The 12,996-nt window shown below is 66.7% G+C and carries 9 protein-coding genes; 3 read left to right on the top strand and 6 right to left on the bottom strand.

Translation table 11 applies throughout. The features are described 5' to 3' along the window. Positions 1–40: 40 nt before the first annotated feature. Positions 41–391, bottom strand: coding sequence for a hypothetical protein (locus FBZ89_RS13150; RefSeq protein WP_145750427.1), 351 nt, complete (start codon positions 389–391; stop codon positions 41–43). A gap of 137 nt (positions 392–528) precedes the next feature. On the opposite strand from FBZ89_RS13150, the gene FBZ89_RS13145 reads away from it, so the two are divergent. Further along, positions 529–2,085, top strand: a complete 1,557-nt coding sequence (locus FBZ89_RS13145; RefSeq protein ID WP_246172174.1) for a tryptophan halogenase family protein — start codon at positions 529–531, stop codon at positions 2,083–2,085. Positions 2,086–2,120: 35 nt separating this feature from the next. Here the strand turns inward: FBZ89_RS13145 and FBZ89_RS13140 are convergent, their stop codons facing one another. From FBZ89_RS13140 to FBZ89_RS13125, 4 genes are all read right to left on the bottom strand, one after another. After that, a complete protein-coding gene (locus FBZ89_RS13140; protein ID WP_145750426.1) occupies positions 2,121–3,128 on the bottom strand; it encodes a cupin-like domain-containing protein in 1,008 nt (335 codons plus the stop codon). A 13-nt stretch (positions 3,129–3,141) separates the two neighbouring features. Continuing rightward, the gene (locus FBZ89_RS13135; protein ID WP_186457342.1) at positions 3,142–3,849 is read right to left on the bottom strand and encodes a SapC family protein; all 708 of its coding nucleotides are present in this window, start codon (positions 3,847–3,849) and stop codon (positions 3,142–3,144) included. 15 nt (positions 3,850–3,864) lie between these two features. After that, positions 3,865–5,400, bottom strand: coding sequence for a tryptophan halogenase family protein (locus FBZ89_RS13130; protein ID WP_145750424.1), 1,536 nt, complete (start codon positions 5,398–5,400; stop codon positions 3,865–3,867). A 174-nt stretch (positions 5,401–5,574) separates the two neighbouring features. Continuing rightward, a complete protein-coding gene (locus FBZ89_RS13125; protein ID WP_211115215.1) occupies positions 5,575–8,472 on the bottom strand; it encodes a TonB-dependent receptor in 2,898 nt (965 codons plus the stop codon). A gap of 669 nt (positions 8,473–9,141) precedes the next feature. Here FBZ89_RS13125 and FBZ89_RS13120 point away from each other — a divergent pair. Together FBZ89_RS13120 and FBZ89_RS13115 are read left to right on the top strand one after the other, a co-directional pair. Beyond that, on the top strand, positions 9,142–9,372 hold the full coding sequence (locus tag FBZ89_RS13120; protein WP_145750422.1) for a tautomerase family protein: 231 nt from the start codon (positions 9,142–9,144) through the stop codon (positions 9,370–9,372). Positions 9,373–9,480: 108 nt separating this feature from the next. Continuing rightward, positions 9,481–10,218, top strand: coding sequence for a FadR/GntR family transcriptional regulator (locus tag FBZ89_RS13115; RefSeq protein ID WP_145750421.1), 738 nt, complete (start codon positions 9,481–9,483; stop codon positions 10,216–10,218). Between the two features lie 40 nt (positions 10,219–10,258). Here the strand turns inward: FBZ89_RS13115 and FBZ89_RS13110 are convergent, their stop codons facing one another. Next, a complete protein-coding gene (locus tag FBZ89_RS13110) occupies positions 10,259–12,940 on the bottom strand; it encodes a glycoside hydrolase family 3 C-terminal domain-containing protein (protein WP_246172173.1) in 2,682 nt (893 codons plus the stop codon). Positions 12,941–12,996 lie beyond the last annotated feature (56 nt).

Raw genomic sequence — 12,996 nt, 5'->3', positions numbered from 1 at the left:
TGGGGGCGGCGTCAGGACGCGAAAGCGCGCGGGGGATCGATCAGGCGGCCGGGGGGCGGTCCGGGGGGGCCAGGGTGCGGGTGGTGTAGGGCTGGTCCAACGGCGGCAAGGCCGTGGGACGCGGCTGGACGCTGGGCCCCGGCACGAGCGCGGGCTCGACGGCGTCGGCCACATGAACATGGCCGCAGGGGCCCTGGCCGGCGTGAAAATGCACGGCGCTGTGGCGCAGGCCGTCGGTGGGGTCGGGCGCCCCTTCCACGGCCACATGCTCCTGGACGATGCCGCACGTCGGCGCGCCGCCTGCCATCTCGGTCAGGGACGGGCCGTCGAACACCGCCGTGAACAGCAGCAGAAGGGCGAGCAACCAGCGCATGGCGGGCAATCTGGCCATTAAGCCCGCCGACTTCAAGTCTTTCGCTGATTCATGGGGCCGGTGATTTATGGGCAGCGCCACAAAAAGTTGTGACGCCGCGTGTCGCGCCACGATAGAAAGGCGGGACAGGGAGAGACATCGCAGGGACCCAACGCATGGCCGCGCCGCACGCTTCGTCGCAAACTTCGAATGATACCGCTACCAACGCCCCCTTGCGCCGCATCGTCATCGTCGGTGGCGGCACCGCCGGATGGATGGCGGCCGCCAGTCTGGCCAAGTTCCTGCGCAACCTGAAGTGCGACATCCAGCTGGTGGAATCCGAGCAGATCGGCACCGTGGGCGTGGGTGAGGCGACCATCCCACCCATCATGAACTTCATCCGCGTGCTGGGCATCGATGAGGACGACCTCATCCGCCAGACCAACGCGACCTTCAAGCTGGGCATCCGCTTCCAGGACTGGACCCGCCTGGGCCATTCCTATTTCCACCCCTTCGGCCACACCGGTTTCGAGATGGAGGGGATAGGCTTCCCCGCCTATTGGATGCGGCAGCGGCTGGCCGGCGCCGCCGCGCCGCTGGAGGAATATTCGCTACAGGCCCAGGCGGCGGCGCACAACCGCTTCATGCGCCCGGTGAAGGCACCGGGATCGCCGCTGGAGGGCATCACCTACGCCTTGCATTTCGACGCCGCCCTGTTCGCGCGCTACCTGCGCAGCTATTCCGAGGCGCGCGGCGTCACCCGGGTGGAGGGCAAGGTGGTGAAGGTCGACCTGCGGCCCGAGGATGGCTTCATCGACGCCCTGCGGCTGGAGGACGGCCGCCGGGTGGAGGGCGACTTCTTCATCGACTGCAGCGGCTTCCGCGGCCTGCTGATCGAAGAGGCGCTGCAGGCCGGCTATGAGAACTGGCAAAGCTACCTGCCCTGCGACAGTGCCGTCGCCGTGCCCAGCGAGCGGACGGGCGCGCCGCCGTCCTACACGCTGGCGACGGCGCGGGATGCCGGCTGGCAATGGCGCATCCCGTTGCAGCACCGTGAAGGCAACGGCGTGGTCTACGCCCGCGACTTCCTGGATGACGACGCGGCGCGGGAAACCCTGCTGGCCAATCTGGTGGGCAAGCCCCTGGCCGACCCCCGCATCCTGCGCTTCGTCACCGGCCGCCGCCGTGAAACCTGGAAGCGCAACTGCCTGTCCTTGGGCCTTGCCAGCGGCTTCCTGGAACCCCTGGAGTCCACCAGCATCCACATGGTGCACCGGGGCTTGGCCCTGTTCATCCAGATGCTGCCCGACCGGCGGTGCGAGCCGGCGGACATCGCCCGCTACAACAAGATGGTGGCGTTCGAGTATGAGCGCATCCGCGACTTCCTGGTGCTGCACTACGCCACCAACGAACGGCGGGACACCGACTTCTGGCGCCATTGCGCCGCCATCGACTGGCCGGACAGCCTGAAGGCCAAGATCGAGCTGTTCCAAAGCCATGGCCGTATCCAGCGCGAGGATACCGAGCTGTTCCCCGAGCAAAGCTGGCTTTACGTCTTCACCGGCCAGGGCCTGCGCCCGCGGCGCTATGACCCGCTGACCGACCTGCTGGATCCAGAGAAGATGCGCGGTGCCCTGGCCAACATCCACGACGTGATCGGCCGCGTGGTCCAGACCATGCCCTACCATCAGGCCTTCATCGACCGGCACTGCGCGGCGCACCCGTCACGATAAGGCGCCCCGTGGCCGAGGGTGGAAGGCAAGCCTTCTCACCCCCCGCGCAGCAACTGCATCACCCGGGCGCGGATGCGGCCGTAGTTGCCCGCCTTCAGGGGGCCCAGCACGCCGTGCTGCTCCGCCGGCAGGTGGGCCAGGGGATGGCCTTGGGGGCGGAAGACGTAATGGTCGAAGAAGGCGCGCCAGGCCTGCCGTTCCGCCTCCGGCCGCTCGGCCATCGTGATCATGGCCAGAAGCAGGCTGGTGAAGGGGGCGTCCGGGCCGGTGGCGAAGGCGTCCCACCAGTAGTTGACCAAGCCGTTGAAGGGGGCGGTCGCCTCCACCTGATGCCACCACAGCTTGGGCAGGAACAGGGCGTCGCCGGGCTCGAGATCCGCCACCAGCGCCTGGTCGCGGATGGCGTGGAAGCGTGGATAGGCGGGGTTGTCGGGGTCGGACGCGGCCAAGCTGATGGGCTGGCCCGACAGGGTGTTGTCGATGGGGCCGACATAAAGGTCGCCCACGGCCGCCGGTGGGTACAGGGTGAAACGCCGCTTGCCGGCCACCACGCAGGCCAGGTTCTCGAACGCGTCGTAATGGGTGGCGACGGTGGAGGCGTGGCCCAGCCAGATGCGTCCCGCCACGCCGGGCGGCAGCAGGGGCATGGCATTATCCGCCGCGAAGCCCGGCAGATGGTCGTCCAGGGTCAGCGACCCGGCGTAGAGGGTGGGGGAGGCGGGGTCGTCGAGGGCCCGCACCATCTGGTCCAGCGCCTCACCCAGGCGCAGGGTGCGGCGCTCGAAATTGTTACCCTTGAGGTCCGCGCCATAGAAATACCGGCCCCGGATCTCCGGCGGGCCGACGAAGGTTTCCATGGCGGCGCCCGGTCCGAAGCCGCTGAGATAGTCACGCAGGGCGGCGGGCGTGACTTTCCCAACCACCGGCCAGTGCGCCACCAGGCCGCGCAGGGCCAGGGGGCGGCCCGCCGCCACCACCTCGCCCAGGAACTGCCCCGGCGAGGTGACGGTGCGGCCGTCGCGTTCGGCGACTTCGGTCGTCATGGGGGCGCCGCCGTCAGCCCCAGGCCGGGGCCGGGCCGGTGCTCAGCTGCCTGTTCTTGCGCTCCGCCATCAGGGGCACATGCTTCAGCGACGCGATCATCAGGTAGATCAACTGCATATAGCCGCGGCGGAACAGGTCCAGCACAGCGGCATCCGGCAGGGCGCGCAGGGCCTCGCGGTCGATGGTGTACAGGTTGGCCAACTCATGCCGGCTGCCGTCGTCGAAGCTGAGGCTGATGTCGATGGGCTCGATCAGCTTCAGGTTCATCAGCGTTTCGATGAAACGCTTGGTGCGCTCCAGCCCCGGACGCAATTCCTGCATGGCGTTGATGATGCCCCGCAGATAGGGGGTCATCTCCCCGTTCGGCGCGAACAGCGGCTCGCCGACGTCGGTGCCCACCCGGGCATCGTCCAGGTCGATGGCCAGATCCTCCCCCACCGTGTAGAAGGGGCCGCGCTGCAGGGTCAGCGGGCGATAGCCCTGCCAGCCGTCCGGCGTCAGGAACAGGTTTTCATTCTGGGCGAAGCCCAGCACGGCGCCACAGACGAAGGCACCGGTTTCCGCGTCCTTGGACAGCAGGATGGGGCACTGCACGGCCAGCAGGGGGAACTCGGCCACGATGACGGCGACGAAATGCTTGGCGTCAAAGGCGGGGCTGGCCTTGGCCTTCACCTGCAGGTCGCGGTGGGCTTGGGCGTTGACGATGGCGATATTGGTCATGGGTCCCATCCGGGCTCAGATCGATTGCATGCCGTGGTCGCGGATCTTACGCACCAGGTCGCGGTTCTTGGGCAGGTTCGCCCTCATCTTCTGGGCCATGGCCGCGTTCTCTTCCATGATGCGGCTGGCCAGGAGGGCGTCGGCACTGTTTTCGGCGGGGTCCACCTCGGTGCGGAAGCCCATGCCGTACAGCACGTACTGGTAGCTGGCGGCGGGGAACACCTCCTCCAGCCGGTCGAACTCATCCAGGAACCAGGGCGCGCGGTATTTCCACAGGCGCAGCAGATCCCGCAGCCGTTCCGGTGTCGAAGCGGGATCGACGTTGTCGCGCCAGAACGCCGTGTCCGTCCGTTGGGTCAGGACATAATGCAGCTTCAGGAAATCGATGATGCGGCCCCAGCGGTAGTGCGTCACCTCGTTGAAGCGGCGGGCGACCACATCCATGACGCTGCGGCGGGCCGGCAACTGGTCCGCGATGATCTTGGCCGACAGCTCGATCAGCATGATGGCGGAGGCTTCCAGCGGCTCCAGGAATCCGGCGGCCAGGCCCACGGCCACGCAATTGTTTTTCCAGAACATCTCGCGATGACCGGAGCGGATGGGGATCTTGCGCGCCTCGGCCTGGGTGCCGGCGTAGCGCGCCAGCTCGGCCCGCGCCGCCTCCTCATCGATATGGTCGCTGGAATAGACGTAGCCCAGGCCGCGCCGGGTGGGCAGGGCGATGTCCCAGATCCAGCCGGACGATTGCGCGGTGGCGATGGTCTGCGACGCCATCGGGGCGTCCTCGCTCTCATGCGGGACCTGCACCGCCAGCGCCGTGTCGCAGAACAGCACGTCGCGGCATTCCCTGAAGCCCACGCCCAGCGTCTTGCCGATCAGCAAGGCGCGGAAGCCGGTGCAGTCCACGAACATGTCGCCGGTGATCTCACCCGCCTGCTCGGTCACCAGGCCGGTGATGTCGCCGGCCTCGTCCTGCTTCACCTGGGTGACGTCGGCCAGGACATGGCGGACGCCCAGCTTTTCCGTGCAGTGCTTCTGCATGAAGTTGGCGAACTTGCCGGCGTCCAGGTGATAGGCGTAGTTGGCCAAGCCCCGGTATTCGGGGGTGGCGATGGTCTTGGGCGCCAGGCCTTCCTCGCAGATGGCCTCCTGCGGGCAGACGGCGGCGGAGAAGGTGCGGCCGCGCCCGTCCTGCAGCCAATGGGGCACCAGGTTCACCTGGGACCAGCCGTGCGGCAGCATCAGCGGGTGGTAATAGGCGTCGTCGTCGGCGCCGGTGGTCCAGCCCACGAACTTGCCGCCTTGCTTGAAGGCGGTGTCGCAATGGCGGAAGAACTCCGTCTCCGACACACCCATTTTTTCCAGCGTGGTACGCATGGTGGGCCAGGTGCCCTCGCCCACGCCGATGATGGCGACGTTGGGGGATTCCACCAAGGTGACCTTGAAGCCCGAGGCCATGCGCGCCTTGTGCCGGGCGGCGATGACGCCCGCAGTCAGCCAGCCGGCGGTACCGCCGCCGACGATGACGATATGCTGGATGGGACGATCCATGAAGGCATCCTGGTTTTCGGGGACGCCGGCCCCCCTCCCTGGCGGGGGCATGCGGCATCCGGTATCGGTCCAGTGTAAGGCCTTTCCCCCACTCCCCCAGAGGGAAAAAGGGGGCCGCCACGTGCCACGGCGGCCCCTCAGGAGTTAGGAGGAAGGTACGCTCACAAACAAAGGTCAGTACTTGAAGTGCGCGCCGAAGGTGTAGCGCTGCCCGTAGGCGACGGCATCCAGCAACTGCTCCTTGTACCGGCCATGGGTCGAGTAGGTCTCGTTGGTCAGGTTCAAGGCTTCGAAGTAGACGCTCACATACTCGTTGATGTCGTAGCTGGTGCTGAAGTCCACTTCCCAGGCCGGGTCGACGAAGGTCGGCTCGGACCCGTAGATGGAACCGCCCTGCGCCTGGCCGAAGTGGTCCAGGTACTCATCGCGCCAGTTGACGGCGATACGTGCCTGGAACCCGTACTTGTCGAAGAAGCCGACGAAGTTGGCGGAGTTGGCCAGGCCCGTGACCGCGAAGTTGCTGACCGCCAGGTTGTTCGGATCATAGGGCTTGTCGGTGCCGACGACGGTGGCATTGGCCTGGAAGCCGAAGCCGGTGTCACCGAACACATGCTGGATGGCCATTTCCAGGCCGTAGACCTGGGCCGTTGGGCTATTGATGTAAGAGCTGAAGCTGTACTGGACCGGCGCGCCGGTCGTCGGATCGATGACGCCAGCGAAAGTCTTCTGCGCCGTATTGCCGATGATGAAGTTGCTGACGCTCTTCATGAAGCCATCGATCGAGACGTAGGAGTTACGCTGGTAGTAATACTCGGCCCCCAAATCCAGGTTGTCGGACAGGTAGGGCATCAGGGCGGTGTTGCCGCCCGACGCCGATACCGTGCCGACGCGCTGTGTCCCGATGCTGTAGGTCGGGGTCATGTAGTTCAGCGGCGGCCGGGTCAGGGTACGCGACGCGTTGAAGCGCACCTGCAGGTCGTCGGTGACACCCAACGTCAAGTCAAGGTTGGGCAGCATGTACTGGTAATTGTTGGTGGCGCTGAAGGTTGAGGTGGGGCCGTAGTCGATGGTGAACGCCGTGGGGTCACCAGGGGTGACCCTGAAGGCGGTCGGCGACTGACCCAAGCCGGACGAAATCACATGGGTGATTTCCTCGCGGACGCCCATGTTGACCTTCAGCGGCATGTCGGCCACCTGGGTCTTGAACGTCGCCGCCAGATAGGGGGCGAAGGTCTCTTCCTCGATGTTGCGCAACGAACCGGGGGACAGGATCAGGCGGTAGGTACCGTCGAAGGGCGGGGTGCAGCAGCCGGTGTTGAAACCGGGGATGTTTTTGGTCTGCGGATTACCCAGTCCCTGCAGGTAGTTCAGGATCTGGCCCGGGTTGGCCATCAGGATCTGCGGCGGCAGGTTGCCGTTGTTGGCGAAGCCCGGGATGAAGTTGGCCGTGCTGAAGGTCTTGGTGAACCAATCCTGCGGCAGCGCCACGCCGGTGGGCGAGCCGGACGCCGGACCATAGCCACTGTATGCCTGCCAATCGCTATTGGTGAAGGTGTCGTAGCTGGCCAGGTTTTCCTTGTTGTCGATGTACTGCATGCCGAAGCGGATGGTGGTGTCGCCACTCTTCCATTCAGCCTCGGCCTTGCCCTGGTCGATGACGTTGTAGTTGCGGGTCGAACTCATCGGGAAGACGTGCGACCCGATGAAGCCGTTGGTGAAGTGCGACGTGTCACCGTTCGGACCGTAGACGGTGGGATAGGGCAGGGACCCGGCCCCAACGCCGGTGATGCCCACGTTGTTGGTGTTCGTGCAGACGCCGGCCTTGTTGCAGTAACCATACCCCACGTCGGCGTCCAGGCTGGTCAGCTGGCCGTCGGGGTTTTGCCAGGATTCCGAGCGGGCGGCGTCGACCGTGATCTTCCAGTTGTTGGTCGGCGTCCACTTGATGTTCAGGCCGTACAGGTTGTTCTCCAGCACCTGGCTGTTGTACTGGGCCTGAAAGTCGGTCGGCGTGTTGGGCTGGACGAAATCGACCACCGACCCGTTGCTGTTCAGCTTCACGTTCTGCAGGTTGCCAGAGTTGAACCAAATACTATAGCCGTACTGGTTCTGGTGGGCGTCCTCACGCTGGAAGTCGTCGTTCAGCGTGATTTCAAGCTGATCGGACGGCTGCCACTGCAGGGCCAGGCGACCGGACTTGCGGATGGTGTCGCTGTGTTCCTGGTACAGGCCGTAGTCCTGGATGAACCAGGCCGGAACGCCGGACGGCGTACCGGACGCCAGGCTGCCGAACTTATCGCTGGTGGTGCCGATCCAGCCCTGGCTGTTGACATGGTTGCCCAGGGTCTGGGTTTCGTTGAAGCCGGCGGCCAGCAGGATGCCGAAGGTATCGTGGGCGAAGGTGTCGCTGACCAGGATGGCGCCGTTGGGGGAGGCCCCATCCGCGTCGGAGGCGTAGGAGCCGGAAACCGAGCCGGCGGCCCGGAATCCCGAATGCTCCAGCGGCTTGGGGAACTTGATGTTGACGGTGGCGCCGATGGCGCCGGCCGACAGCGATGCGTCCGGCGACTTCAGGACGTCGATCTGCCCGATGAAGTCGGAGCTGACGGAGCTGAAGTCGAAACCGCGGCCGGAACTGGCGGCCGAGGCGGACACACGGCCGTCGAACAACGTCTCGTTGAAGCTGGGGCCGAAGCCGCGGACGGTGATGGCGGTGGCGTCGCCGGTGGAGGTGGGCACGCCGCCCATGCTGCTGGTGCCACGGCTGATGGACACGCCGGGAATGCGCTGCATCGAGGCCGCGACGTTGGAATCGGGGAACTTACCGATGTCCTCGGCCGAAATGGCGTCGACGATGCCATCCGCCTCGCGCTTGATATCAAGGTTACGTTGCAGAGATCCGATGATGCCCGTGACGATGATGTCTTCCATCGTATCGGAATTGGCGCCGCCCTTGTCTGGGCTGGGCTGAGTCGTTTGCGCGAATGCCGGCGTTGCCAGGCCCGCGATGGTTATCAGCGAAACACTGGCCAGAACGGCCGTGCGGAAATTCGCCGCCGGTGACTTGGACACTCCCTTTTTTCTTTGGAAACTTACCATATTTTCCCTCCCTAGTTTTAAAGGCGCTGGTTTTGTTTGTGATACCGGGCACGGGACACAGAAATACGAAAACACCAACAGCAGCTGTTAGCGCTATCATATTTATATGCAAAATCCCGTGTGCAGCTTATCGCAGGCGGCCAAGCGGCATGATTTGCCGGCCAGCGTTCATCCTCCCGTTCGCTAGAGTAATTCTAAGCCGCCACTGTCGTGGAAAGCCCCAACCCTATGCAATGGTAACGCTACCACAGGGTGCGAGTAGGGGCGACAAAAATCTGAACATTGCGATTTTGAGAGGGGGAGTGTGTCATTTGTACCAACATTTCCGGTGGCGACGGGGCGATGAGAGCGGTCTCAGCCAGTGACGCGTGGCGAACAACGGCGGCGCGGCATCGGGGACTCCGGCGTCTTTCGCGGGTGCAGCAACCAGAAGGGGAAGATGTCGGCCGCCGCGAAGCGCCGCCACAGGCCCGCGGCCGCCATAAGACCATGCCCGATCGACCATGCGTGATCGCGGGCCCTGAACGCGCCCGGCCTCTGCTAAGGTGGCCGGCCCACACCCGCCTGTCTCGGCGGCCCCGTGCGGGCCGACCAGCTGCCGACCAGCTGATGGACCTCGACCTGTACGGAGCCGCCTCACCCATGCCCCACATCATCGTGAAGATGTACGCCGGCCGCAGCGAAGCGCAGAAGGCCAAGCTGGCCGGGGAACTGACCCGGACCCTCATGACCCACATGGGCAGCAGCGAGGCATCGGTTTCCATCAGCATCGAAGATGTCGATCCCGCCGACTGGGTGGAGACGGTCTACAAGCCCGACATCGTGGACAAGCCCGACACGCTTTATAAAAAGCCAGGTTATGACCCCCGGTAAGAGAGCCCAGCCTGACATTGGCCGTCGCCGCCGCGAATGTTACAACGGTGCTGGCGGTGGCCCATCGTGGGGCCGCCCCTGTGGACGTCAGCGCCGGCGGATTGTCGTATGGATGAATTGATCGCCGGGCTGACCCGTCTGGGCCGGGGTTCCCCGATGGGTCGGCTGCACGGCTCCCTGGCCCGAAAGCTGGGCACCGACATCGTCACCGGCCGCTACCAGCCGGGCGATGTCCTGGACAATGAGATCGTCAATGCCGAGCGGCTGAAGGTCTCCCGCTCCGCCTATCGCGAGGCGTTGCGCATCCTGGCGGCCAAGGGGCTGGTGGAGAGCCGGCCCAAAAGCGGTACCCAGGTCTGCGCCCGGTCGCGCTGGAACCTGCTGGATCCCGACATCCTGGCCTGGCATTTCGCGGCCGAGCCCAGCAAGGACTTCATCTACAGCCTGTTCGAACTGCGCATGATCGTGGAGCCGGGCATCGCCGCCCTGGCGGCGGAGCGGCGCACCGGGGAACAGCTGGCCCGCATGACGGCGGCGCTGGACACCATGGATCGTCACACCCTGGCGGCGGAGGAGGGGCAGGCCGCCGACGCCGACTTCCACGACACCCTGCTGGAGGCCAGCAGCAACCCGCTCATCGGGTCGCTGGCCGTCAGCATCGGGGCGGCGGTGCGGTGGAGCACCATCCACAAGCTGCGCGAGGGGGTGGTGCTGCGCGACCCCATCCCCCTGCACCGCCATGTCCTGAACGCCGTCGCCGCCCGCGACGCGGAAGCGGCGCGCGATGCCATGCGCCTGTTGATCACCGAGGCGCTGCGCGACACGGCCCAGTCTTTCAAGGCATAGCCTCGGCAGGCATAGACTGGGCCGCATGCGGACTTGGGGCTTAGCGCTCGATGGACAGCGCCGCCGTGGTGGCGAACTGCCCCTGCTTGACGGGCACGCCGCTGTCCGGCTGGCCGGAACCGACGCTGACCTGATAGGTGCCGGCCATGACCTGGCGATCACCATCTCGGGTGACGAAGCTGAGGTCGCGGGGCGACAGCTCGAACGAGACCGTGCGGCTTTCGCCCGGCGCCAGGGACAGGCGCTGGAAGCCGCGCAGCGCCAGGCGGGGCGCCCCCTCGAACGCCGGCGGCTTCAGGTACAGCTGCGCCACCTCGTCGCCGGCGCGATCGCCGGTGTTGGTCACCGTGGCCGTCACCCGCACGCCGTTCTCGGCGCCGCCGTGTGTCGGCTCCACGGTCACGGGGCCATAGTCGAAGCGGGTGTAGGACAGGCCGTAGCCGAAGGGGTAGACGGCCTGGCCGGTGAAATAGCGATAGGTGCGGCCCGTCATGGCGTAATCGTTGAAGGGCGGCAGATCGGCCACGCTGCGGTAGAAGGTCAGCGGCAGGCGGCCGGCCGGGTTGGTCTTGCCCGACAGCACGTCGGCGACGGCCAGGCCCCCCGCCTGGCCGGGGTACCAGGCCTCCACGATGGCGGCGGCGTTGTCCTTGGCCCAGGACAGATCCAGCGGGCTGCCGTTCAGCAGGACCACCACCACCGGCTTGCCCGTGGCCTTGGCCGCCTGCAACAGGCGGCGCTGCTCCGACGGCAGGTCGAGGGAGGTCTTGTCGCCGCCGGCGAAGCCCTCGATCTGGCGCTTCATCTCCTCGCCTTCCAGGTCGGCGCTCAGGCCCACGGCGGCGACGATGACGTCGGCGTCGGCCACGGCCGCGGCCAGGTCGCCGTCAGCGGCGGCGGCGGGCGCCACCCGCTTCCACAGGAATTCCACCCCGCCCATGCCGTGCACGTCGGTGGCGACGCGGATGGGATACCGCTTGCCCTTTTCCAGGGTCACGGTTTCCAGCTTGGGCAGGTCACCCCACAGCGGCGTGCCCAGGTCCACGCGGCGGCCGTCGAACTCGAACTCCCCGCCGGAGAAGCCGGTCATGCCCAGGCGGTAGGTGCCGGATTCGGGGGGCACCAGGAAGCCCGTCCAAACCACGCGGTAATTCTCCGCCACCGTCTTCTGGTCATGGCCACTGCCGCCCACTTGCGCCTCCACCCGCGTCAGCACGGGCTTGGACGCCACCTCCAGCGGCGGCATGGAGCCGAAGGGCGCGTCCGGTGCCGGGGCCTTCACCGGACCGGTGGCGTTGAAATATTGCGCCCGCACGCCCGGCTTGCCGCCGGGCGTCACCAGGGCGGACGTGGGCACCGGGTCGCCGTCCATGACGGTCTCGTTGAAGGGGACGTGGGTGACGCGGGCGCCCGGCATCACCTGGCGCAGGCCGTCCAGCACCGACACCGGTGGGGCCGACAGGGCCGAGGAATAATTGCCGCGCAGCACCCGGGTGGAATCGCCATGCGGCCCGATCACCGCCACCTTGGCGCCGGGCTTCAGGGGCAGCACGCCGTCGTTCTTCAGCAGCACCATGCTTTCACCGGCCACCTTGCGCGCCAGCTGCTGATGCTCCGCCGTGCCGATGGCCTGGACGGGCACGTCCTGCTTGCGACGGTCCAGGCCGGGCAGGTCGCCGTTGCGGTAGCGGGCGGAGAACAGGCGCACCAGCGCCAGGTCGACGTCCGCCGCACCGATCAGGCCGCGCGTGTACGCCTCCTTGTAGCGCGCCGCCAGCCCGCCGCCCCCGCCGAACAGCGTGGCGACGTTGCACTCGTTGTCCACCCCGGCCTTCAGGGCGGCGGCCACCGCGGCGGCCTGGTCCGGCGCGTATTTGTGATTGTCGGCGATGTCCTTCACCGCGTCGCAGTCCGACACGACATAGCCGGTGAAGTGCCAAGCGCCGCGCAGATGGTCCTTCAGCAGAAGGTCGCTGGCGCAGGCCGGCTGCCCGTCGATGCGGTTGTAGGCGCACATGATGGACCCGGCGCGCGCCTCCACGATGGCGGCGCGGAAGGCGGGCAGGTAGGTGTCCTCAAGGTCGTGCGGCGACACGTAGACGTTGGCGGCGTGGCGGGTCGATTCCGGGCCGCTGTGCACGGCGAAATGCTTGGGCGTGGCCACCACGTCCGGCAGGTCGGGGTTGGGCCCTTGCATGCCGCCGACGAAGGCCACCGCCAGGCGCGCCGTGAGATAGGGGTCCTCGCCATAGGTTTCCTGGCCGCGGCCCCAGCGCGGGTCGCGGTAGATGTTGATGTTGGGCGACCAGGTATCCAGCCCGGTGCCGATGCGGCCCAGATGGCCGGTGGCGCGGCCCAGGGTATGCAGGGCGCGCACCTCCACGCTGACGGTCCCCGCCACGTCGTGTACCAGGGGGGCGTCGAAGGTGGCGGCCAGGCCGATGGGTTCGGGGAAGTTGGTGGTGGGGACGGCGCCGATGGCACCATGCAGCGATTCGGTCCACCAGTTGTAGGCGGGGATGTCCAGCCGGGGGATGGCGGGCGCCACGTTGACCAGCTGGCCCAGCTTCTCATCCAGCGTCATGCGGGCGACCAGCGCCTGCGCCTTTTGCCACGCCTCGCTGACGGCGGGGGCGGCGGGCTGGTCCGCGCGCACCTGCGGTGCCACGGCGAAGAAGGCGGCGCCGAGCAGCAGCGCGCGTGTCAGGGGGCGATAACGCATTCTTTTCCTTCCCATTCCTTGTTCTTTTACCGGGTTCTTGAGGTCGGCCGGGGCCG

It is taken from the genome of Nitrospirillum amazonense, from assembly GCF_007828045.1.
GTDB lineage: Bacteria > Pseudomonadota > Alphaproteobacteria > Azospirillales > Azospirillaceae > Nitrospirillum > Nitrospirillum amazonense_C.
Note: the sequence above shows the minus strand (reverse complement) of the source record. Positions and strands in the feature narration are given on the sequence as shown.